Here is a 24,166-nt window from a genome sequence, read left to right on the forward strand (position 1 = left end):
ATGGCATTTGAGCGAATTATTACCATCGTTCTAGACTCGATTGGCATTGGCGAAGCGCCGGATGCAGCCAAGTTTCATGATACAGGCGCCGATACGCTTGGTCACATTGGCGATTATTTTGGCGGGAAACTAGCGCTGCCGAACTTGCAGGCGATCGGGCTGGGCAATATCGATCGGAAAACGCCAATTGCTGGGGTTGGACCATTGGGAAGTCCCAGCGGCTATTTTGGCAAGATGGCGGAGATTTCTGCTGGTAAAGATAGTATGGATGGCCATTGGGAGATGATGGGTCTGCCGGTCACTGAACCGCTTGGCTATTTTCCTAAGGGCTTCCCGGCTGACCTGATTAAGCAAATCGAAGACTTTTCCGGGCGCAAAGTCATTCTCAATAAGCCGTATTCCGGCACCGAAGCCATTAAGGATTATGGTGAGCAGCAATTGAAAACCGGCGATCTCATTGTTTATACTTCCGGTGATTCAGTGTTACAGATTGCCGCTCAGACCGATGTGATTCCGCTTGAAGAGTTGTATCGGATTTGCCGCTATGTCCGCAGCATTACGATTGATGCGCCATATCGGATCGGCCGGGTCATCGCTCGCCCATATGTTGGCACCGATCCGACAACCTTCACCCGGACCAGTGACCGTCACGATTACACGTTGCAGCCGGACAAGCCGACCGATCTTGATCGTTTACAAGGAGCTGGCGTGCCGACTTATGGTATCGGGAAAATCAATGATATTTTCTCGGGACAGGGCTTAGACGATGGCGTGCACACCGTCAGCAACACAGACGGCATGGACAAAACGATTGAGGCGGCGAAATCTGACCGTAAAGGCTTTATTTTTACGAATCTGGTCGACTTTGATGCCATGTATGGTCACCGCCGCAATGCCCAAGGTGATGGCGAGGCGTTAATGACGTTTGACCACCAGCTGGGTGATTTACTGACGGCTTTGCGGCGCGACGATTTACTCATGATCACGGCGGACCACGGGAACGACCCGACTTTCCGCGGGACGGATCATACGCGCGAATATGTACCATTGTTGGCTTACAGTAAGCAATTCGTTGGCAATGGTGATTTGGGTGTCCGATCGCCGTTTGCTGATTTAGGCGCCACGATTCTCGACAATTTCGGCGTCAGCGGCAATCAGGTCGGCCAATCATTTCTGAACTTGTTAAAATAACACAACCCAGCGAAAGGGGATCAACAATGAGTACACATATTGCAGCTCCAAAAGGCGCCATCGCGGATGTGGTGTTGTTGCCAGGCGATCCATTGCGCGCCCAATACATTGCCGAGAACTTTTTGGAAAATGCGACGCGCTACAACACCGTTCGCAATGCGTTTGGCTTCACCGGAACGTTTGAAGGCCGGCGTGTGTCGGTTCAGGCAACAGGGATGGGCATTCCGTCGATTTCGATTTATGTCAACGAGTTGATTCAGGATTATGGCGTCAAAACGCTGATTCGCGTGGGTACGGCCGGCGGAATGGGCAAGGACGTCAAGGTTCGCGATGTGGTGTTGGCGCAAGGTTCATCGACAGATAGCAGCATCATTTTGAATACCTTTGGCGCTGGCATGTACTTTGCGCCTTTGGCAGACTTTCAGCTATTACGCGAAGCAGCAAATTTGGCAGATGACAGTTCGATCCGCTACCATGTTGGTAATGTACTAGGCGAAGACCGTTTCTACAACGACGAGATGGATCGCCAAAAGCTGATTGACTACGAAGTCTTGGCAACAGAAATGGAGACGCCGGCGCTATATTTGCTTGCAGCTAAGTTCCATGCACAGGCGTTATCAATCTTGACCGTCTCGAATCACTTGATTACAGGCGAAGAAACCACCGCTCAAGAGCGACAGACCAGCTTCAATGACATGATCGGATTAGCACTCGGCGTGGCTAAAAAGGTTCCTGTACGTTAAATAACATATAAATTTTATGCATACCAGCAATGTTGTTTCGATTGATTTTCAGCTGTAACAGCAATTTAATATGCGAACAAGTGGGAAACGTGTTATTCTGTATATGGTTTCTTAAGAAAAGGTAAATGACAATTGAATTGTAAAACTCAGTCTCATGCAATTATTCAGTCGAAGAATGGAGGAGTACATACATGGTAAAATCTAAAAAAGTATGGTCAGTAACGGCAGGCTTTGTTGGTGCTGCCGGTCTGGCGGCTTTAGCAACCGGTGCTAATACTGTTTCTGCATCTACAACGGGAACGGTCAACTACAAGACCGGTGCAACCACCGTATGGAATAGTCCATCATGGAACCACGTAAAACGCTATGTAACGTTTGGCGACACGGTGCAGCTATTAGGTAAGACAGTTGACCACAATGGTGCAACCTGGTACAAAGTTGGCGACAACCAGTGGATCCCTGAGCTCTATTTGAACGTTGACGGGAAGACTGCCCAGGTTGAAGCACCAGCATCAACTGCCAGTCAGACTCCTGCTAGCCAAGCGCCAGCAAGTCAAGCACCGGCGAGTCAAGCGCCTGCTAGCCAGGCGGCACCTGCAGCGACTCCAGCAGCCACCCAAAGTGCTAACATCCAGCTCTATGTTAAGAATGTTGGTTCGGCTGTGACCGTTTGGGCAACGCCTGCATACGGTCGTGCAACGGGTCAGTACCTTGAAGGCCAGCAGTCCGTCACAGCTGTGGCCCAACAGCAAGCAAATGGTGAAACATGGTACCAGCTTTCTAACGGTGGCTATGTACCTGCACGCTTTGTCAGCACGACACCTGTAGCAGCGGCACCGCAATCCACAGCACCACAGTCGACTGCTTCAAGCGCAGCTGCCCAACCTGCACAATCTGCTGCGTCACAGGCACCTGCTTCAAGCTCAGCAGCACAACCAAGCCAAGCGCCAGCATCACAGGCACCGGCTTCTAGTGCAGCATCGTCAGAAGCAAGCCAAGCTCCGGTATCACAAGCGCCTGCTTCAAGCTCAGCTGCTGAAAGTCAGGCTCCAGCAGCATCACAGGCACCAGCCTCAAGTTCTGCTGCGCCTGAGTCAGCGGCAAGCACTACCACAACTGAAGCAGATACGTCAGCTACTACACGGCCTCAGTTATCACAAGTAAATACGCAATCAAATAATAATAGCAACAACAATACAGCGACTGTATCGACAACTCAGACTCAAACGTCTACCGATACCTCTCGTCAAGCTAAGGTCCAAGCAGTTATCGCCGTTGCTGAACAGCAAATTGGTGTTCCGTATGTTTGGGGTGGTAAAACACCTGCAGGTTTCGATTGCTCCGGCTTGATGTACTATGCATTTCTGCATGGTGCAGGTGTTAACATTGGTGGTTATACCGTTCCTCAAGAAAAATCCGGTCCAGAGGTTTCATTGAGTTCGCTTCAGCCAGGAGACTTACTCTTCTGGGGAACACGTGGAAATACGTATCACGTTGCACTATATATTGGTGGCGGCACAATGATCCAGGCACCGCAACCAGGTGAAAATGTTAAGTACACTGCAGTACAGTACTTCACACCTGACTTTGCGGTTCGTCCGAATCTGTAAACTTAAATTGAATCATTGTTTGACTGGAAAGAGCGCTTTTAAAAGAGGCGTTCTTTTTTAATGCACAGCTCTCCACCGTGAATCCGTTTACATTCTATAAATATTATGATAAGCTCGTTTTTAAGTGCTGGAGCGGATTGTAACTATTCAATTAGGCATAACCGCGTCAAGGACAACGTTGTTTACGTTGCGCTTGATGCGGCTTTTTTTGTGAGCGTGAGCCAGCGCGGTTAGAAGTCGGAGTGTAAGTGGCCTTTGGACGTGATGGCCGGGCTTTGGTCATTGCGACCGATGCCTTTACCTGCAAACTTCTGCGCCAGCGAACGCGTTATGGAAAGTTGAGTGCCTGTGCACACGTTGGAGTGGCGCTCCGATTGGAAACAGTCTAATCCAGCCTAATCATGATTGGAGGGAACTAACTTGCAACACAGACATAAGGGAAAGGTTTATTTTACCGGGTTCATACTTATGAGTTTGATGTTGGCACTGCCATTGGTCTATTTTTTGAGTCGAGATAGCCATAAAGTTGTTGCCACTGACAGCAAAACAGGGACGGATCAAGCAACAATTAACGTTGGGACTTCTTGGACGGATACTGATGGCAATACGATTCAAGCACATGGCGGCGGTTTTTTACAACAAACCGATACGGATGGCTCACCGATTTACTATTGGGTCGGCGAGGACAAATCGACGAATAGCGCGAATTTTAATGGCGTGCGGCTTTATTCATCTAAAGATTTGATTCATTGGCAAAACCGCGGCCAGATTCTTAAATCTGACGCTGTTGAAGGCTTGAAGGATTGTAAAATTGAGCGGCCGAAATTACTTTACAATGCGAAATCGGGTAAATATGTTCTGTGGGCGCATTGGGAAGATGCATCTGGTTATAGCTCTAGTCAAATCATGGTAGCAACCAGTGATACTGTTGATGGTCAGTATCAGTTCCTTGGTCACTGGCGCCCTGGTGCAGATGCGAGTCATCGTAACTGGCGGGACCTAGGTAACGGCGACATTCATTTTGAAGATGGCACCAAAATCGACAATGTGGACGATACATCTGTCTGGGGGTACGGTTCGCGTGATTTAACAGTCTTCCAAGATGGTGATAAGGCCTATCTTGTTTCTGCTGAGAATGGCTTGACCATGAGATTTTATGAATTAAACGATACGTACACGGATGTCGATCAGAGCGCAATGCCTTCCTATGAGTTGTTTACAGGCGGCCGGCGTGAAGCACCTGCATTAGTCAAATCCGGTCAGTACTACTTCATGATTACATCGGCACAATCAGGATGGTATCCGAATCAGACGAGATATGCGTATACCAAGAATTTAGCGGATCCAAATGGTTGGTCGACAACTAAAGGTACTGATGGTGGCGTCTTGCCAAGCGGGCTGCTGGGCAATAATACGACCTTCTATTCGCAGCCAACGAATATTATGACCATCACCGGCAGTGCGACAACGAGTTATATCTATATGGGCGATCGGTGGAATCCCAATGCACTCGGCGATTCGCAATACATTTGGTTGCCAATTTCAATCAGTGGCCAAAATACAGATAAGCCATCAATGAATCTCAATTATACGTCGCAATGGTCTTTTGATGCGGCCACTGGCAGCGTGAGTGATCCAAATGCCGATCAACTGCTTTCTCAAGGAAAACCGGCAACAACTGATACTGCTTTTGCGACGACCGGCTCCTATGCGCTCAGTGCGGCAAATGACGGTTCATATACATCCAGCACGACGACCGGTGATAATTCGGATTATTTTAAGCCGTTGCCGCAGGGGACTGATGTGACAAACAGCGAAACCGTCGCTAAAACGAATGCAACTGCACCTTTTACGTATACGGTTGATTTAACGAAAAAGGCAGATCTTTCGCGAATCGATTTGAGTTTCCGTAGCTATAACGGCTCGGAATGTTATTATCAGTACACGGTTGAAACCAGTCTGGACAATGAACATTGGACAACTGTGGCCGACGAATCCGATAATACAACGGTTGGGTTCAAGAGCGATCAATTAAAGGGAACCGGTCGTTATGTCCGGGTTAACGTTAAGAATGTCATCAATGATCACAACAAAAAGGCCGCAAGTTGGGCTGCTGGTTTAGTCGAAGTTCAAGTTTATGGCAAAACCAACGATTCCGGATCAGGATCATCCTCTTCAGAAAACACAAGTTCCGGGACTTCTTCGTCATCAAGCAGCTCGTCGAGTGCATCAAATGAGGCAAGCGTATCATCGGACACAACGGTAGCCTCTGGCTCTGAGAGCAGTCTGTCTGAGTCTTCGTCTAAGGCATCAGACGCTTCGACCGGAAAATTGCCTGCAACTGGTGAAACAGTCACGGTATTGGCAGTGCTTAGTGGTTTGACCGTACTTGCCGGCGCAGGTGCTTGGTTCTTAACGAAACGTCATTAATGCTTACGAAGACCAATCAACAAGATGCTAAGCACCCTCTGGGATGTCAACTTGCTAACGTTGCTTATGGCGCCAATCGCGAATTAAATTTGTTCTTTTTTGTTTATTTGAACAGACTACAAGTCCCTACACATAGGCGTTTACAGCTTAAAAAAATCAAAAAATGTAAAAAGTTGTTTATTAAGCGTTTACATTAAAACGGTTACATGTTATAGTCAATTTGTTGAATACATGAACACATGTGGATCGTTACTATTCAATTAGGCGTAACCACGGCAGTCGAAGATAGCTGGATATCTTCGACCGACCGTGGTTTTTCTTTTGCCATTTTTGTTTAGCAGTTTATAGCCATGAGCCGGATCGCGACCGGCGAAGGCATATCAATTTTTCACCTAGAAAGAAGGCTAACTCATGCAAGTCATTGTGAAACGACTTGAGAAGCATCAGGCTTTATTTGAAAAGATCTCGCGAAACATTTACTTGATGGCCATTAAAGATGGCTTCCTGGCAGCAATGCCGATCATTCTGTTTTCCAGTATTTTTATTCTTTTGTCGAATATCCCGCCATTAATTGGGATCAAGATCCCCACTGATTTGAACGCATGGTTTAATAAGATTTACAACTACACCATGGGCTTTGTTGGATTTTACGTTGCCGGAACGACGGCGAAGGCGTTGACCGGCTCCATGAACCAGCGCATCAAAGGTGGACGGTTCATCAACAATACATCAACGATGATGGCCGCAATGGTCGGGTTCATGTTACTGGCGATCGGAACAACTGGTAAAGGCAACTTCTTGCCGACATTCTTTGGCACTCAAGGCATTTTGTCAGCGTTTGTTGCGGCGTTTGTGACCGTATGGGTTTACAAGTTCTGTGTTGAACGCGATTTAACCATCAAGATGCCAAAAGAAGTTCCGGGTGCCATTTCCCAAAATTTCCGCGATATTATCCCATTCGGTGCAGCAACGATTGTCTTCTCACTGATTGATGTCGCAGCCCGAGCAGCTTTCAAAGTACCGTTCAGCGCCATTCTGGCCACCGTTTTAGCACCTGTCTTTAAAGGAGCAGAAACTTATCCCGGCATGATGCTAATTTGGTTCCTGATTCCCATGTTCTGGTTCCTTGGTGTTCATGGGCCATCGGTTGTTAAACCAGCGCTTGAATCTGCATTGTTTGGGAATACCACGGCAAACTTAGCACTTTTCAAAGCTGGTCATTTTCCATACCATGCCTTGACCGAAAACTTCGGTAACTTTGTCGGCGAACTCGGTGGTACCGGTGCAACATTTATCGTGCCATTTTTGTTCATGTTCTTTATGAAGTCAAAACAGCTAAAAGCTATTGGCAAAGCTTCCTTCATCCCAGTTATGTTTGCGGTTAACGAACCGCTGCTGTTTGGGGCCCCGATTATTTTGAATCCATACTTCCTGGTGCCATTTGTGTTGGCACCGGTTGTCAACGTTGTGATCGGTAAAGCATTTATTGACCTGCACATCATGCATGGGTTCATGTACTTCATGTCTTGGGCATTGCCGGGGCCGATTGGTGCACTGATTGATACCGGCTTCCAGTGGACCTCGCTAGTGCTCATGGCGATTTTGCTAGTCGTGGACGCGCTTATCTACATGCCGTTCATCAGAGCATATGATGCGGAACTTCTTCAACAAGAAGCTGCAGTTGATGCCGCTGATGCTGGCGCCGTCGCAACTGCAACAGCTGCTGGGACAGGAGCAGTTGCTGCTGAAGCCGATGCTGCAACTGCTCAGGAATTTCCGGAACCAGCGGATGTCAAAGCAGCCAAAGCCGAAAACGCCTCGACTGATGATGGGCAAACTGCGAAAGGTCCCCACAAGCTTGATCACGAATTGAAAGTTTTGGTTTTGTGCGCTGGCGGTGGTACAAGTGAGCAGCTAGCCAACGCGCTGACTGATGGCGCCAAAACGTATCATGAACCAATCGTTGCCAGTGCTGGCGCCTACGGATCACATCATGATATTTTACCGAACTATGATATGGTGGTTTTGGCACCGCAAGTCCGGACTTACTATAGCGATTTGAAGCATGATACAGATCGATTAGGCATCAAGCTTGTGGCAACCAAAGGCCAGCAATATATTGCTTTGACCCGCGATCCTGAGAAGGCATTGGACTTTGTTGTCAATCACTACAAAGAAAGCGATACGAAAGAGGTTCCTGCGACAGAATAACGTTGTGTCGAATCAAACTAAATACTGATAAAAAGAAAGATAAGGCGGTGTACCAATGTTGCTAAGGGTCAAGCAAGTGTATAACAACAATGCTGTACTTGTAGACGTTGGCAACGGTAAGGAGGCAATTCTTCAAGGCAGAGGTATTGGTTTTAGTAAACGCAAAGGCGATCAGATCGATCCCAAAAAGAGTTCAGAGATACTGTATCTCAATGATGCACAAGTGAAGAACCACTTTACATCATTGCTCAAGGATGTGCCAATTGACATCGTTGTCGCCACGTTCGGTGTGATTGGCATGGCGAAGAAGACGTATCATTACCCAGTTTTGAATTATATTTATGTCACGCTGACCGATCACGTTTTCCAAATGTATAAACGTCTGACCGCTGGCAAATACCAAGCGAGCCCGGCTCCGGATATTCGCGATCGTTATCCGTTGGCTTATCAGATTGCGACAGAGGCAGTCAAACGCCTTAACCATGATCTGGGCGTCCATTTTCCCGATGCCGAAGTGAAAAATATCGCGTTGCATTTTATTAATGCTAAAGGTGTGGACGGTGACTTGGATCCGACCGTGACGCTCACGGCGCGCGTTAATACAATCGTGACGCAGGTTTTTGCTAAATATGGTCTGAAACGGAGCTTGACGAATCAAAACTATTTTGATCGATTGATGATCCATCTCCAGTATCTGGTCGAGCGATTAAACACTGATGAACAAGATGAAGCTGATCTTGATCCAAAAATCGGGCAAGACTTTAAGCGGCTTTATCCGAAATCATTTGCCATTGCCATGGAGATTTGCACGGAGCTTGAGAAGGCTTTGCAGATTAAGCTTAACGAAAATGAACATGTCTATTTCATCATCCATATTCAGCGGCTCATTCAAGAACCGCAAACACCTGCACCTCAAGATTCATAACCAAGGAGGAAATTTTGATGGCAACTAAAGAAGAAATTTCAATGACCGGTTTTGCAATCGTTGCATACGCTGGCGATGCGAAAACTGATTTGATTGAAGCGCTGAATGAAGCGCGCAAAGGGAACTTTAAACATGCGCGGTCATTGGTTGAAGAGGCGCGCCAAAGCATTAACGAAGCCCATAATGAACAAACCAAGCTGCTTAGCAAAGAAGCAGGCGGCGATAATATGGATGTCACCTTTATCATGGTGCATGGGCAGGATACCTTGATGACCACCATGATGTTGTTGGACACGATTAGCTTCACGATCGACGAGTATGAACGGCTGGCTGCGATTGAAAAACAGCTGGGCATCGCGCTGCCAACAAACGACATCCATTAGTAAGACCAAAGGAAGGAGCATCATCGTGACGAGCTTATTAAAACGCGTCCAATCATTACCCAAAGGCTTTGTCTGGGGCGGTGCAACCGCTGCGTATCAGGTAGAAGGTGCCACAAAAGTAGATGGCAAAGGCAAAACGATGTGGGATGACTATCTCAAAGCACAAGGCCGCTTTTCCCCTGATCCTGCCAGCGACTTTTACCATCTATATCCGGAAGACATTGAGCTTGCCAAACTATATGGTTTAAATGCGATTCGGGTATCGATTGCGTGGACACGGATTTTTCCCAAAGGATATGGCGAACCCAATCCTGCCGGCGTAGCGTACTATCATCGCTTGTTTAAGTGTTGCTTGGACAACGGCATTACCCCATATGTTTCCTTGCATCACTTCGATTCACCAAAGACCTTATTTGATGATGGGGACTGGTTGAATCGCAAGAACATTGATTATTTTGTCGACTATGCTGACTTCTGTTTCAAAGAGTTTTCCGAAGTCAAAAATTGGTTCACGATCAATGAGCTGATTTCGTTGGCCTTTTCCCAATATATTCAGGGTAATTTCCCGCCGAATCATCATTTTGATGTGACAAGTGGGATCCAGGCACAGCATAACGAGTTGTTGGCGCATGCACGGGCGGTCAATCTGTTCAAAGAGAAAGGTTATCAAGGGCGCATTGGATTGATTCATGTGTTGCAGCCGGTCTATCCGTATCCGGACACGCCGGCAAATGAGCATGCGGCAGCACTTGAAGATGCTTTCATGAACCGCTTCTTGCTGGATGGCACGTTTAAGGGTGAATATACACCGAAAACGATGGCGCTGATTAATGAACTGTTGGAAGCCAATGATGCCAAGCTGAAGATCGAACCGGGCGATATGGACATTCTGAAAAAGGCTTCCACGCAAAATGATTATTTTGGTATGAATTATTACCAGCCATCTTTTGTCGCTGCCTATGAAGGTGAAAGTACCAATTCGTTCAATGGCACAGGCGAAAAGGGAACCAGTTCCTTCAAGTTCCAGGGTGTCGGCCAACATGTTAAGAAGCCAGGCGTGCCAACGACTGACTGGGATTGGAACATTTATCCCGCGGGCATGTACGATATGCTCAAACGCGTCGCGAGGGAATACCCGAATAGCAAAACGATTTATATCACCGAAAACGGTCTTGGCTATAAAGACAAGTATGAAGGCATTGGTCAGCTTATTGACGATGAAAAGCGCATCGACTTTATTGACCAGCACGTTGAGGCACTGCTGAAGGCGCGCAGTGAAGGCGTTGACGTACAAGGTTACTTTGTCTGGTCATTGCAGGATCAGTTTTCCTGGGCCAATGGTTACAATAAACGCTATGGTTTGTTTTACGTGAATTTTGAAACACAGGCACGGGAAATCAAAAAAAGTGCGCTGTGGTTCAAGGAGCTAGGGCAGACACTAAAGGATTAATGGGATCACAAAAAGCAGACAGGTCATCAGCAAGTATCGGCTGATGACTGTCTGCTTTTTTGAATATAATACAATTTTGGTTCATTAGGAACGCGCTACAGGTAAACAGGTTGAGATGATTTAAGCCACCGGTTCTTTATCCGCCGCGTTAGCTTTTTCAACCGCTGCCATTGCCACAGCGTTGACCCAGTTGATCGGCTGATCGAAGTTTGGCTGGAACAGCATATCGACCATAGCGAGGGTTTCGATGGTCATGTGAGTTTGGATGGCCAAGGAGATGACATTGGCGCTTTGGCTAATGTCGTGTTTGGAGAAGAATGCGCCGCCTTTGACTTCGTGCGTTTGCGGATCCCAGGTCAGGCTGCACAGGACCGGTGTGGTGGTGAGCATGAAGTCCGGGCGATAGTCTTGCTCAATGGTGACACTATCAAGTTCAAGCCCGCGAGCCTTGGCGCCTTCGGTTGTGAGCCCAGATGCGGCAATGGCGTGATCGAAAAGTTCAACCGCCGAACTTGCCTGTGTGCCGAGGTACTTCTCGGTCGGTGCCACAATGTTTTTGCCGACCAGAATGCCTTGGCGAACAGCATTGGTTGCCAAGGGAATATAGTCGTGCTTGCCAGTTGGATTATAATGTACGGCCGCAGTGTCACCGGCGGCAAAAATAGCTGGATCGCTGGTTTGCATGTAGGCATCGGTGATGATGGCGCCATTTTGCATGGTATCGAGATGATCCTTAAGCAAGTCGGTGTTTGGCCGGAAGCCGGTGCACAAAATCGCAATGTCGGCAGTATAGGTACCCTTGTCGGTTGTGACGACAGTCTCACCTTGATCATTTTTCGTGAAGCTGGTGACCATTTCGCCGAGTGCTAAGTGAACGCCATGATCGGTGTAAAGTTTTTCAACGCGATCAGTGATGGTAGCGTCAAAGTTCTTTGCCAACACCCGCGGCAGACCGTCGATTAATGTGACCTGCTTATCGGTGACGGCATATTGTTCGGCGAGTTCGGCACCGATATAGCCGGCGCCGATGACAATTGCACTCTTAATGGTTGGCGCCAGATCTTTTAGGGTTTTGGCATCTTGCCAGTTCTTGCACAGGTGAACGTCCGTATCATGAATGCCCGGGATATTTGGAACGATTGGAGTAGAACCGGTGGTGTAAACCAGTTTGTCGTAAGTATCAGTGGTGACCTCGCCAGTGTTTAAGTCCTTGACTTCAACGGTTTTGGCGTCGGGGTCAACGCTGAGGACGTCATGTTCCATTTGCATATTGGCGCCAAGCTTGGCAAGTGCCTCAGGGCTGGAATAGAACATTTTGTTAGGATCGCTGACATGATCACCGACCCACAAGGCGATGCCACAGGAGAGAAACGACAGGTTGTTGTTGCGCTCGTAAACGGTGACGTCTGCATCTGGGTGGTCGGTTAGAATCTGTTGGGTCGCAAACGTACCAGCATGGGTGGCACCGATAACAATAATTTTCATAAGTAGATCGCTCCTTTGTATTTTTGATAATGATTTCACAAAGAAAGTGTAACACAATTAATTGTGTACGGCTAGATTGTTCGGGACCTTTTTTGTGAAAAAATAGTTAAGAAGCGTTTTCAATATTTGCTGTTAATCTTGCAGCCAGCGGCCGATCATCTCTAAATGGTGCATCAGTTGAAACTTTCGGACGACGCCTAGGCCGGGGAAATGGTGATCGGCAGCGGCCTTCATGAGTGCCGCTACTCCAGCTGTTTGTGCTTGGGGATGATAGGGCAGCCAGGCGGCGAGTTGCGTGAGTATTTCGAAAAATTTGGCTTGTGGGTTGGTGAAATTTTCATTATTGACGGAGACAAAATGGTGCAGTCGTAGGGAGCCATCAGTTGCGGGGTAGACTAAGTGGATCGCCAAGGCGCGTTGAGGGAAGCCGTGCTCAAAGTAGTCTGAGGTAGCGAGCGGATAGTCGGCAAAGCCAACGCCGGGCAACATCTTTGGCGGGTACTGATAAAACTCATCTTGCAGCAAGCCGTACGCCGACGTATGCGAATAGACGGTGAAATGGTCATTGAGATACACGGCACGCCGCAGAGCTAACCGCCGAACCCGTGCTTCATCCGGTACTAAGGCGAGTTGGCGGCGTGCCAGCAGTTTGGCTTGGGCAGCGGTGGTGGCAATGATCAATGGTGCTGGCTGGGCATCAAAAATCCGCGCGACTTGCACTGATGGACTAAGCATCGGCAGGTGGCGCGGTGTTGCCAACAGTCGGTAACTGCCGACTTGCGGATTCTGAATCACGTAGGCCGCGTGGGCAGTTTTCGTTAGTGCCTGCGTGGTCTTGGTCAAGCCGGGGATGTCTTTGACAGGTTCAAGCACCGGAATAACGGTCGCGGGCAGTCGCTGGCTGTTTGCCAAAGCGGTGATTGCGGCCAAATCGTATAATTTTCCGCGAATGATAGGGAAGTAGTTCATGATAAGCGATCCATTTTCAACGTTGCCACTTCCGCATTGAGGGCGTCGATTTCTTCCTGAAGCGCGGTGATGGTCGTGTTGTTGAGGTCATCGACAAACTGGTCATAAAGATTTTTAGCGGGATGATAAATGTCATAGTCCGCGGTGCGTTTCCGCAGTTCGGTAAACAGTTCCGCGGTGGAAAATTGTCCGATTCCTTTGGCGACTTGCTTGGCTTTGACAACTTCACGATTCAAGCTGGCGATGAAGTGATCGGTTAACTGCGCTTCCGGAACCTGTAAGCTCTGGCGTCGCGCCGGTTTCGCGATTGTCAGCGTGCCGGGTGTGCTCACCGGAACGGCGCTGGCAGCAATGGCAGCCTTGGAGAATGGATGATACACGAAGACGCCAATGCCAGCTGGAATCTCAGCGGCGACTGCTTGATAAAGCCGCTGTGGTAACACGAAATAATTATAATGACCAATAAAACTCAAGCGGGCCTGACTGTGGAAGTCCGCCTTCGTGACTTTTAGCTCAAAACAGCGCCAAATCGTTTCATTTTCCTGCTTTTGCCGCACCAAAGTATCCACAATGCCGAAATCATCGGGCATCGTGACTTCTTCAACGGCAGTGGCTCCTTGTTCCTCCCAATAGGCATACAACGTCTTTTCTAGATCACGCGTGAGCTGGGTCTTCATGATGTGCCTCCCAAAAGTGAGTGAGTAATTGAGCGAGTTGCGCCGGATTACGGCTAACCTGGGCATGTGTCCAGTGGTCCGGAAACAGGCGCGCATAGCGAGGGGTCACAAATCGTTCATCGATGAGCAAAATAACCCCGACATCCTTAGCGCCGCGAATCACCCGACCTCCCGCCTGCAAAACATTGTTAAAGCCAGGCAGTTGATACGCGTAGGCAAATCCCTGGCCTGCATTTTGATCAAAATAATCCCGCAACTGATCGGTTTCCGCATTGAGTCCCGGTAAGCCAACCGAAACAATGGCAACGCCGATTAGTTGGGTACCGCGCAGATCAATGCCTTCCGCAAAAATACCGCCGAGAACGGCAAAGCCGATCACTGGCTCCTGGCCCGCTTTGAAATGGTCCAGAAAATCCTGGCGCTCCGTCTCGGTCATGGCATTTTCCTGCACGCAGGTTTTAAGCGTGGGGTTGGCAGCGGTAAATGCGGCATAGGCGGTTTTTAAATAAGCATACGACGGGAAGAAGAAAAGATAATGGCCTTTTTTTGCGCTAACTAAGGTTGTGAGACTCGCAATCAGCTGCGGCAGGTCTTGCTCGCGCCGGCGATACGTGGTGTTGACGCTGGTGTCAACGATGACGGCCTGATTCTGCGGGTCAAACGGCGACGGTAAGGCGTAGGTCAGACTGTTGTCAACGCCGCCGAGTAACTTTTGAAAATAAGGCATCGGCGATAAGGTGGCGGAAAACAACACGGCACCGCGGCCTTTTTTCAATGATTCATCGACAAAATGTGATGGATCCAGGCACAATTCCTTGACTGTGACAACGCCATGATCCTTAGCAATCTCGGTTTTGTAGGTCTCATCGTAAAAATCGCCAATGCGTAAATATTGATTCGCCAGGAAGAAAACCGGTAACACGAGATCAACGGCGGGCTGCAAGGCGGGCGTTGGCGGTTCGGCTAACCAATCGTGGACCGTTTCCGTGAACTTGGCGAGGACATTGGTAAGGTCATCAAGCGGGGCTTCTTCAAAGACGGGTGATTGTTTCATTAACCGCTGATCGGCGATGGCTGACAGGGTATTCACGATCCGGGTGATGGCGCGCCGCAGCTTGGTGAGTGCCGCACCTTTATAGGGAACGAGCGCCTGCTTGAGATTGGTAAAGTCCTGATCGGTGATGCTGGCAGTATACATGTCCCGTGCCCGACTCACGAGATTATGGGCTTCATCTACTAAGAAAAACTGACTGTCATCGTCATCGCTGAAGAACCGCTGTAAAAAGACCAATGGATCAAACAAATAATTGTAATCGCAAATAATGACATCACAAAACAGGCTGGAGTCTAACGAAAATTCAAATGGATCGACCGTGTGTTTTCGCGCGTAGGCTTCGATGACAGACCGGGTAATTTGGTCCTCGTGTGCCAGCAGGTCATGCAGTGCCGGTTTTAAGCGGTCGTAATAGCCCAGCATGTAAGGATTTTGACTGGGATCGTCCGGCTCATCGGCAAAAGTGATCGTGTCTTTGGCCGTCAGCGTGATGCTTTTCGCCTTAAGCCCCGAGCCTGCCATCAACGCCATCGCCTGCTCAGCCACACGCCGGGTACTTTGTTTGGCAGTTAAATAGAACGCTCGTTGAATCAAGCCGCTGCCCATAGCTTTGACGGTCGGGAAAAGCGTCGAAATCGTTTTGCCGGTACCGGTGGGTGCTTGGACGAAAAGGCGCGCGCTGCTGTAAATGGCTTTGTAAACGGCGGCGGCGAATTCATGCTGACCGGCACGATACTCGGGAAAAGGAAAATCAAGCGCATCAATCGACTCATTGCGGCGCTTGATGATGTCGCTGCGTAGCTTGAGCCAATCGGTGAATTCTGTCAGTAAATCCGTGAAATCATCAGCCAGTTCGGCAGCCGTTTTGGTTTCAGTGAAGCGAGTGACGGTGTCAGTGCTGGTTTGCACATACACTAAGGTAATGGTCGCGTGATCAAGGTGACGTTGTTGACAAAGTAAGTGACCATAAATGCGTGCTTGGGCCCAGTAGCGATCCTTGGTATTTTGGGTGCAATCTTCCCATGGCCGGGCGCTGGTTTTGATTTCTTCGACGGTCAGTGTCTTATCGCCATCGGTCCAGACCCCATCGGCGCGGCCTTCAAGTTGGTAATCTTCATCTTCAACAGTAACCGTGGTTTTTAAATAGACTTCTTTTTCATAATCAGCCTCATGGTGAGCCGCCTGCAACTTGCGATGAATTTGGCTGCCGATGATGGCGGTATTATTTGAATTGCTGGTAATCGGGTTGAGATCGCCGGTACGAACGGTTAATTCAACAAATTCCCGAATGCCAATACGATTATGCGCCATCACCGGGTCCCCCTTTAATGTAGTTGAAAATATAACTAGCCTTCAGTATAGAACATACATTCTGTTTGGGAAAATGGCTCACCCATGATTTTTAAGGAATTCCGGGTGTTCCTTGGTTTTTATTTTAAATAGAGGCATAATAAGGGGTGTCAAGACATATGACAAATACGGCGGCTTGCAAACACTGTCGATCGGTAAGCCGCGACATCAAATGAGGGACATAAGATGAAGAAGACTAGTTTCTGGCGTTTGTTAGGTTTTTTGGGTGCGATTTTGGTCTTGTTGACCGCTTGCGGTAAGCAGAGCTCAGCAGCAAAATCGTCGTCATCCAGTGCACCAGTAAAAATTACATACTGGCACCGGATGACAGGTTCGTATGACAAGGCATTGAACAAGCTCATTACGAAGTTCAATCAAAGTCAAAAGAAGTACAAAGTGGTCGCAACGTCACAGGGATCTTACAACGCGCTACAGCAAAAGATCATGGCTGCAGGCAAATCCAAGACCCTGCCGACGATGGCCCAGTCACCTTATACCAATATTGGTGACTATGTGAAGAACCAACTGTTGTTACCGTTTGACTCCGAAATGTTGAACGGCTCGGATAAGTTGAGCAGTAGCCAACTTAAGGATATTTACCCAAGCTTTTTGGCCGCCGGGAAGTATAAAGGTAAATACTACGGTCTGCCATTCTCGGTTTCGACTTCGGTGCTTTTTTATAACAAGCGCTTGATGTCACAATATAATATCAGCATGCCAAAGACATGGGCTGATTTTGCGGCTGATCAGGACAAGTTAAAGGGTACTGATATTAACGCCGTCGAGCTGGATCAAAGTTACGATGTTCCGTTAGAAGGGATGGCTTACGGTGCAGGTAGTCAACTGATTACCCCAAAGCTAAAAGCCAACCTGAATGCACCTAAGACTTTGGCTGCCGTTAACCAGATTCTTGATCTGCGCAAGAGCGGCGCATTGAAGACTGCGGGTGAAGATCAGTACTTCAGCGTCCCGTTTGCAAATGGTAAAGCCGTCTTTGGGATTGGCTCATCAGCCACTGTGCCGGTCTTATTGCAACAGGCACCAAAGAATCTCGAATGGGGAACCGCGGTGATTCCTGAATATGAAGGCAAGCGCAGCAATCCATTAAACGGAAACTACAATGTCTTGTTCAAAGGCGCATCTAAGGCGCAACAAGCCGGCGCATGGGCATTCCAGAAATTCCTGTTGAAGTCGGAAAATGCTTCACAGTGGGCGATGGATTCCGGTTATGTACCAGTAACCAAGAGCGCATCCAACAGTACGACCTTTAAGAATTACCTGAAGAAACACGAGCAATACAAAGCAGCGATTTCTGCCGTGCCGCAAAGCTTTGCCTCAACAGTCTTTGCCGGCTACACGGATTACCGGAACGACCTTATGAGCACAGTTGACAGTACCTTGACGAAAAACGTCAGCGGCGAAACCGCATTTGATCAGCTGCAGAAGCAGACTGAGAAGATTTTGAAAGAAAATCAGTAATGGTGTCTCAATGAGTTAGTGATACCTTTCGTTTTCAAAAATGACCGAACTGCCAGATTTTTTTGGTAAGTTCGGTCATTTGCTTACAGATTCAAATTTTATTTACGCTCATACGTAAGCACGAACCAGCCATACATAAGAAATATGATGCCGAGTGTTGCGATTCCTAATGAGTTGATTAAAGTATCTATCGTCAGTCCGTCTTTCGAGGTGAACCAAATCAGAGCGCTGACAAACATGATCGCCCAACTGATTGAGTAAATCAAATATGCCTTTTTATGCGATTTCATAGCATCTTAAAACCTCCATGCTTAGTAAATGGGTGACATGATATTTGGAAATAATGTCATTGTACCGTTAACCGAAACTAATAATCAAATAATGTTATGATTACAAAAAGGACTATCTAATTATTAGCTAAGAACTTTATTTATATACCAATGCTTATAACCCCAAAACTTTATAAAATTACTTAACGACAAGGGAATATGAAACTCATTTTGCCGATTTTTTTTGCTGGTTCAATTGGCGAAATACCGTAACTGTGGCGTATTCAACGCAGACACAATTCCTTTATGGCGTTTGCGTCACCCAACCTCGGTGGGCTATGATGGTCGGAGGATTGTTAAGTATTAAAGGAGACCATTATGGAAATCAATGTACACAAGTTTCAGGAGGCAGTTTTAGCAGGCACTTTCGAGCATACAGAAGTACATCTCACCGCAGCCGCTTTTAAGAAAGACGGTGTTGATGCCGCGATGGCGAAGGTGTTCGCAGATGTTCGCAGCGCCATTGAAAAGAACCAGTTGATTCAGGCTGATTTGGTCATCGACTTTCCTGAGCCGACCACAATCACAGTTGAAACCGGCGTGATTAACTTGCCGTTTGCCAACGTCAACAAAATTACAAACTTCCTTGAACCAGATGAAATCGTCCCGGTCCGCGTTTATTTAATCGTGACTTCGCCGTTTGTCAACGTTTCTGGCTTACGGATTGACGAAACTGCAACGGCCGCTGATTATCTGCAGGACTTCGCAACGATCAATGACCAGATGATTGCCTCCGTTCAGGAAAAACTGGATCACATTCAAACCGAGATGGCTAAGCCTAAGGAAATCGCCAAGGAAGTTCCGGCCAATAAACAAAAGCCAGCGGCCAAAAAAACAACCAGACGGACTGCCACGAAGAAACGCACCACGACGCGAAAAACCACCAAGAAAACGGCAACTGCAAGTAAAGCAACGGCGAAAACCACCACTGCCAAAAAGACAACGACACGAAAAACCGCTAAAAAGTAAACGAGAAAATGATGTTCCGAATAGCTAGCGAGACTTAGTCGGATCGCTGGCTATTTTCATACGCGCAGAAATGGGCGTCTCAATTTTCAAAAACGTAAACAACGATGTGGTAACAATTCATCTGAGGAAAACGTGAGAATGATATGTGAAAACCGCCGAATGATTTGAAATGAAAACGATTGCATATTATTCTTGTGATGTTGGCGGAATAGGCCAATTTCGTTTTAGACACCAACCATAGGGGAGGTCGAATTTTTGAAAAAGCAGGGGATACACCTTTGGCTCTTGGCACTTGCGGTACTACTGGGTATTGCCGTGGGTTTGAAGCAGCCGCCAAAGCAGGTCGCGGCTGCCGATAATCGGTTGCAAAGTGTCTTTTCAATTGATGCCGGGCGGAAATACTTTTCGGTTGATCAGTTGGAAACGATCATTGATCGGGCGCACACGGATGGATACACCGATGTGCAGATTCTATTGGGTAATGATGCGTTACGCTTCATGCTGGATGATATGAGTCTGACCGTTGACGGGAAAACATATGCCAGCGATGCGGTTAAGCAAGCCGTACTTGCCGGGAATCAGACTTACTACAACGATCCAAACGGCAATGCTTTGACGCAAACCGACATGGACGCGGTTTTAAAGTATGCCGCAGCGCGCGACATTAACATTATTCCGGTGATCAATAGTCCCGGCCATATGGATGCGATTTTGACCGCGATGACGAAGCTTGGGATCAAAAATCCGGCGTTTAATGGCTCCAAACGAACAGTTGATTTGAATAACGACACAGCCATTGCGTTCACCAAGGCTTTGTTGCAAAAGTACGTTAGCTATTTTAAAGACCACGCCACGATTTTTAATTTTGGCAGCGACGAATATGCCAACGATGTCGATACCGGCGGCTGGGCCAAGTTGCAACAAACCGGCACTTATCGCAAATTTGTGGCGTATGTGAATGACTTGGCCCAGATGGCGGAAAATGCCGGGTTGAAGCCTATGGTGTTTAACGATGGCATTTATTACAACGATCGCACGGATTTTGGCACGTTTGACCAGAATCTCATTGTGTCTTATTGGACGGCAGGGTGGTTTGGCTATGACGTTGCCAAGCCGGAATTCCTGGCGAATAAAGGCTTAAAGATCATGAATACCAACGATGGCTGGTACTGGGTGTTAGGGCGTATGACCGGCAATCTGTATAGTTATGAGACTGCGGTTGCCAGCTTAAAGAGCAAAAAATTTACGGATGTGCCGGGCGCTAGCAGCACGGTTCCGATTATCGGCAGTGTTCAGGCAGTTTGGGCCGATAACCCGAGCGCAAAGCTGGATATGCCTGCACTCCTGAAACTGATGGATCAATTTTCCACCACGTATACTGCCTACATGCCACGGCCGGCGGATTACAGCAAAGTTGACGCCGCGATTGCCACCGTGCCGCGGCAATTGAGCCAGTACACGGATGCCTCGTTAGCCAAATTAGAAGCAGCGCTTAATGCGGTGATTCGCGGTAAAAAGGCCAACGAACAGACAACTGTTGATGGCTATGCCCAAGCGATTACCGCTGCCGTTAAAGGTCTGCAGCTGCGGGGCGCTGATTATAGTCAAGTCGATGCCGCGATTGCAACGGCCAAAAAGTTAGACCGGCAGCATTACCAAGACTTTGCTGCAGTTGATGCTGCGATTGCGGCCGTGAAACGCGGTTTGGACATCACCCAGCAAAGTAAGGTCGACGCAATGGCGAATGCGATTCAGACGGCGATCAAAGGACTGGCACTTAAACCGACACCACCAAAAGCGCCAACGCCGTCAACACCGGAACCCGCACCAAAACCGACAGCGGCCGCGCCAGCAAAAGAGACAAACAAGCAACCGCCGCTACCAGGTACGGCAGAAGCAACAACACCAGCACTAATGCTCGCAGGCGCTTCGTTGCTCGCAAGCATGGGCCTGTTATACTGGCGCCGTCGTATGACAGATTAGTTATTTTTAAACTGAATGGACATGACTGTGGCCCATATTTACGGTCGGAATATAAAAGCAAACTTACTTCGTTTTTCTAGTAAGTTTGCTTTTTGTTTTCTCACACACATTCGTTAGGATTATTGAAATTCTAGTGCCAAAGCGGAGCAATCGTCGGCGAGGCGGGCTCAGTGGTGAGATTGTACTAGCCGGGTGATCTTCCCGGCGTAGTACAAGGCCGATCTTTGAGACTCTGCCGGTTTTGCAGAGGCTCAAAGTCGTGCCCACCACTCTAGATTCGCGGTCGCCAGCCCTTGGACCCGCCGGAGATTGCGTAGTTTGGCACGGCATGGAACTTATTGCCTAAATTTCCAGTTGCAAAAGAATTGATTAAATGCTGCTACGACACGTCCAGCAACGAAAGGAATCAACATGAATGACAGTTTTTGGAATCACGACGCAATAACAGTGCAAAAATTGCGCTTTCATAAATGCAAAAGCAAGCGTTTGCAACAGTTTACAGGTGGTCTAGACTTTTTAATTGGAAAGGGGGAACGGCAATTTGAAAGATAAAAAGCTGTTGATTCTGGACTTTTTACTGAAGCACGGCACGGTTCATTACGATCAAATTGCCGAAGCGACCGGGCTTTCCGAGCGCACAGTTGGCAATTACTTAAATCGGCTGGACGCGGACTTATCGCCCTATGCCGTCAAATTGGTGCGAAAGCGCAATGTCGGCGTCTCTTTAGACGGGCCGGCCGACCAAAAAGCCCATTTGTTGCGCAGCATTCATGGTCAGGAAGGGTTCACCTCGCAAACAGCGCGTGAGCATTATCTAATGATCAAGTTGCTGTTGACCAATCGGCCATATACCCTCAGCAAGCTTGCTGACGACCTATTTGTTAGTCGCCGAACCATCGACAACGACTTTAAGTCCGTCAAGCGAGTCTTCCGAGAAAATCACGTAACCGTGCAAACCAGTCGAACCGGTATTCAGGTGACCGCCTCCGAATCACGGCGGCGCCATATGTTGGCAAAATTGCTTCGCGGTTACTGGGGTGAAAGCCTGTCTGTCGCTAAGCAAAAAGACGGTGAGGTAGTCCAGCAGATCCAGTTGCCGGCGTATCTGAATCATTTAGTCAATCCAGCGACCACCAAGGCGGTTATGCAGAGCTTGGCTGAATTTCTGAAACAGTCAGACTTGATCTTTTCAGATTATGTACTGCAATCGTTGGCCATTCATCTCATTATCGCTTGCGAGCGCCCCAAAAAAGCCGCACCGGCACCGGTTCACCCAGCGCCACTGCTGCCGGAAACCAAGCAATTATTAACCCTTGTGACGAAGCATGTGCACCGGACGCTGGACAATGCCGACGCGCAACAAATCAATGCTCACATCGCGGCGATTCTGGATCGGCAGGTCAGTGATGCCCCGGCCGCAAGCATTGAGGAGCAGGCAGCACCGGTACTTAGACAGCAGATTGCCGGGTGGCTAACCGGGATATCGCCGGACACGCGGTTACTGGAAGATTTAAGCGTTCATCTCAGCGGCGCACTGGCCCGGATTTCCCGGGGGATGACGATTCCCAATCCCTATACGGAAGAGATCAAACGCAACTTTCCAATGGCGTTTGATGCGGCTGCTCAGCTAAGTATGGCCGTTGCTAAACGCTATCATGTCACTCTCAACGATGACGAGTCTGGCTTTCTAGCGCTACATTTTGAATCCTTCTTCGAACGGCAACATGCCGCAGACCGCATTTCCACGGTGGTGGTTTGTTCCAGCGGTGTCGGGACCAGCCGTCTGCTCGCCCAACGCCTGGAAGAACGCTTCCGCGAAAAGTTAGTCATCACCCGGACAATCGGCTTGGCAGACCTGATGCGGCAAACGATTCCCGAGACGCTGATTATCAGCACGGTGCCGATCCAAGGGATGCGCCAACCGGTGGTGATCGTGAATCCGTTACTGTTGCAACATGACATCGAAAAAGTCGCGCAGCAAGCCGATCGCCTGCGCTTTGGAACAGATGGCGATGCTTTCCTCAGCCTGTTAGATCCAAAGCTAGTGTTACCGAACCTGCCGCAGACTGATCAACATGCGGCCATGCAGGTAATGATTCGGCAATTGACAAAAAACGGTGTGTTTGAAGACGAAACGTTGCCGCTGAAACTGGCCGAAGATCGCGAAAAGCTCGCGACAACGGCGATGCGCCTTGTCGCGATTCCCCATATTTCGCCGGAAATGGTTCAACGGCCGGCAATTGCCCTTGGACTGGCACCCGAAGGCATCGAGTGGTCCGGGCAGAAGGTCAAAGTGGTCTTTTTCCTCGCACTCAATGCGGCTGCACCCGACGATCAGCGCCGCATTTACCAAGTCATGAATCGAATGATTGATGATCGCCTATTTTGCGAAAAGCTGGCACAAAGTCCGACCCCAGCCAGCGCATTAAGAATCTTATCTGAATATGTTCATAAAGGAGAGAATGAAGTTGAATGAAGTCAATGTCACCACCGATGTTCACACAGATGTTGCCGTCCCTGCCGATAAACATGCAGCACTTGGGACCATTGCAACGATTTTAAGCACGAACCGCCCAATTTCAGCTGATGAGTTGCGCGATAACCTCATCGCGCGCGAAGACGAAAGCAGCACAGGATTTGGGAACGGCGTAGCTATCCCACACGCCAAGGTCAACGGATTAACCGAACCATTCGTTGGCGTTGTGACGTTTAAACAGCCTGTTGCGTGGGATTCTTTGGACGGTCAGCCTGTCTCGATCGCCATTGTCCTGGTAATGCCAGATCAAAACGGTGCGGATAAGCTGCATTTGAAAATGTTGTCGAAACTGGCGCGTAAGTTAATGGATGATGATTTTATCAAAGCCTTGAAGGACGCGCAGCACGATGGTTCACAAATGACCAAAGTACTGGATCAAGTTTTGTAAAAGG

At 48.4% G+C, this 24,166-nt stretch carries 17 protein-coding genes; 13 read left to right on the forward strand and 4 right to left on the reverse strand.

The genetic code is table 11. The features are described from left to right. From LACSTY_RS01350 to lacG, 8 genes are all read left to right on the forward strand, one after another. Complete coding sequence (locus tag LACSTY_RS01350; RefSeq protein ID WP_087911408.1) at positions 1–1,191, forward strand: phosphopentomutase; 1,191 nt, start codon at positions 1–3, stop codon at positions 1,189–1,191. Between the two features lie 26 nt (positions 1,192–1,217). Then, positions 1,218–1,934, forward strand: coding sequence for a purine-nucleoside phosphorylase (gene deoD, locus LACSTY_RS01355; RefSeq protein WP_087911409.1), 717 nt, complete (start codon positions 1,218–1,220; stop codon positions 1,932–1,934). Between the two features lie 191 nt (positions 1,935–2,125). Beyond that, positions 2,126–3,544, forward strand: coding sequence for a cell wall hydrolase P75 (gene msp1, locus LACSTY_RS01360; RefSeq protein ID WP_087911410.1), 1,419 nt, complete (start codon positions 2,126–2,128; stop codon positions 3,542–3,544). A gap of 420 nt (positions 3,545–3,964) precedes the next feature. Then, a complete protein-coding gene (locus LACSTY_RS01365) occupies positions 3,965–5,974 on the forward strand; it encodes a galactose-binding domain-containing protein (RefSeq protein WP_087911411.1) in 2,010 nt (669 codons plus the stop codon). Positions 5,975–6,385: 411 nt separating this feature from the next. After that, positions 6,386–8,185 carry a PTS lactose transporter subunit IIBC gene (locus LACSTY_RS01370; protein WP_087911412.1) on the forward strand — a complete coding sequence of 600 codons (1,800 nt, stop codon included), beginning with the start codon at positions 6,386–6,388 and terminating at the stop codon, positions 8,183–8,185. A gap of 55 nt (positions 8,186–8,240) precedes the next feature. Further along, positions 8,241–9,110, forward strand: coding sequence for a PRD domain-containing protein (locus tag LACSTY_RS01375; RefSeq protein WP_087911413.1), 870 nt, complete (start codon positions 8,241–8,243; stop codon positions 9,108–9,110). A 17-nt stretch (positions 9,111–9,127) separates the two neighbouring features. Further along, positions 9,128–9,493: a PTS lactose/cellobiose transporter subunit IIA gene (locus tag LACSTY_RS01380; protein WP_025013247.1), complete on the forward strand. Its 366-nt coding sequence runs from the start codon at positions 9,128–9,130 to the stop codon at positions 9,491–9,493. Positions 9,494–9,518: 25 nt separating this feature from the next. Then, entirely contained in the window at positions 9,519–10,943 is a 1,425-nt protein-coding gene (lacG, locus tag LACSTY_RS01385; protein ID WP_087911414.1) for a 6-phospho-beta-galactosidase, read from the forward strand. A gap of 120 nt (positions 10,944–11,063) precedes the next feature. On the opposite strand, the gene LACSTY_RS01390 is transcribed toward lacG, so the two are convergent. From LACSTY_RS01390 to LACSTY_RS01405, 4 genes are all read right to left on the reverse strand, one after another. Further along, entirely contained in the window at positions 11,064–12,428 is a 1,365-nt protein-coding gene (locus tag LACSTY_RS01390; RefSeq protein WP_087911415.1) for an FAD-dependent oxidoreductase, read from the reverse strand. Positions 12,429–12,560: 132 nt separating this feature from the next. Then, positions 12,561–13,397, reverse strand: a complete 837-nt coding sequence (locus LACSTY_RS01395; protein WP_087911416.1) for a sce7725 family protein — start codon at positions 13,395–13,397, stop codon at positions 12,561–12,563. Then, the gene (locus tag LACSTY_RS01400) at positions 13,394–14,074 is read right to left on the reverse strand and encodes a hypothetical protein (RefSeq protein WP_087911417.1); all 681 of its coding nucleotides are present in this window, start codon (positions 14,072–14,074) and stop codon (positions 13,394–13,396) included. The genes LACSTY_RS01395 and LACSTY_RS01400 overlap by 4 nt, the downstream gene beginning before the upstream one ends. Next, complete coding sequence (locus LACSTY_RS01405; protein ID WP_087911418.1) at positions 14,052–16,439, reverse strand: ATP-dependent DNA helicase; 2,388 nt, start codon at positions 16,437–16,439, stop codon at positions 14,052–14,054. The genes LACSTY_RS01400 and LACSTY_RS01405 overlap by 23 nt, the downstream gene beginning before the upstream one ends. Before the next feature lie 225 nt (positions 16,440–16,664). Between LACSTY_RS01405 and LACSTY_RS01410 the strand changes: the two genes are divergently transcribed. The 5 genes from LACSTY_RS01410 (at position 16,665) to LACSTY_RS01430 (ending at position 24,162) form a co-directional block, all read left to right on the forward strand. Further along, positions 16,665–17,957, forward strand: coding sequence for an ABC transporter substrate-binding protein (locus tag LACSTY_RS01410; RefSeq protein ID WP_087911419.1), 1,293 nt, complete (start codon positions 16,665–16,667; stop codon positions 17,955–17,957). A gap of 647 nt (positions 17,958–18,604) precedes the next feature. Next, complete coding sequence (locus tag LACSTY_RS01415) at positions 18,605–19,255, forward strand: hypothetical protein (RefSeq protein WP_087911421.1); 651 nt, start codon at positions 18,605–18,607, stop codon at positions 19,253–19,255. 255 nt (positions 19,256–19,510) lie between these two features. Further along, positions 19,511–21,238, forward strand: a complete 1,728-nt coding sequence (locus tag LACSTY_RS01420; protein WP_087911422.1) for a family 20 glycosylhydrolase — start codon at positions 19,511–19,513, stop codon at positions 21,236–21,238. A 541-nt stretch (positions 21,239–21,779) separates the two neighbouring features. Further along, positions 21,780–23,714: a BglG family transcription antiterminator gene (locus LACSTY_RS01425; protein ID WP_087911423.1), complete on the forward strand. Its 1,935-nt coding sequence runs from the start codon at positions 21,780–21,782 to the stop codon at positions 23,712–23,714. Further along, positions 23,707–24,162, forward strand: a complete 456-nt coding sequence (locus tag LACSTY_RS01430) for a PTS sugar transporter subunit IIA (protein WP_087911424.1) — start codon at positions 23,707–23,709, stop codon at positions 24,160–24,162. Before LACSTY_RS01425 ends, LACSTY_RS01430 begins: the two co-directional genes overlap by 8 nt. Positions 24,163–24,166: the final 4 nt, after the last annotated feature.

Source organism: Lacticaseibacillus styriensis (assembly GCF_030770295.1).
Classification (GTDB): domain Bacteria; phylum Bacillota; class Bacilli; order Lactobacillales; family Lactobacillaceae; genus Lacticaseibacillus; species Lacticaseibacillus casei.

Coding starts and splice junctions, on each gene's coding strand:
- deoD (WP_087911409.1), top strand. CDS start 1,218: ATGAGTACACATATTGCAGCTCCAAAAGGCGCCATCGCGGATGTGGTG.
- LACSTY_RS01380 (WP_025013247.1), top strand. CDS start 9,128: ATGGCAACTAAAGAAGAAATTTCAATGACCGGTTTTGCAATCGTTGCA.
- LACSTY_RS01400 (WP_087911417.1), bottom strand. CDS start 14,074: ATGAAGACCCAGCTCACGCGTGATCTAGAAAAGACGTTGTATGCCTAT.
- LACSTY_RS01375 (WP_087911413.1), top strand. CDS start 8,241: ATGTTGCTAAGGGTCAAGCAAGTGTATAACAACAATGCTGTACTTGTA.
- LACSTY_RS01390 (WP_087911415.1), bottom strand. CDS start 12,428: ATGAAAATTATTGTTATCGGTGCCACCCATGCTGGTACGTTTGCGACC.
- LACSTY_RS01395 (WP_087911416.1), bottom strand. CDS start 13,397: ATGAACTACTTCCCTATCATTCGCGGAAAATTATACGATTTGGCCGCA.
- LACSTY_RS01350 (WP_087911408.1), top strand. CDS start 1: ATGGCATTTGAGCGAATTATTACCATCGTTCTAGACTCGATTGGCATT.
- LACSTY_RS01405 (WP_087911418.1), bottom strand. CDS start 16,439: ATGGCGCATAATCGTATTGGCATTCGGGAATTTGTTGAATTAACCGTT.
- msp1 (WP_087911410.1), top strand. CDS start 2,126: ATGGTAAAATCTAAAAAAGTATGGTCAGTAACGGCAGGCTTTGTTGGT.
- LACSTY_RS01415 (WP_087911421.1), top strand. CDS start 18,605: ATGGAAATCAATGTACACAAGTTTCAGGAGGCAGTTTTAGCAGGCACT.
- LACSTY_RS01410 (WP_087911419.1), top strand. CDS start 16,665: ATGAAGAAGACTAGTTTCTGGCGTTTGTTAGGTTTTTTGGGTGCGATT.
- LACSTY_RS01370 (WP_087911412.1), top strand. CDS start 6,386: ATGCAAGTCATTGTGAAACGACTTGAGAAGCATCAGGCTTTATTTGAA.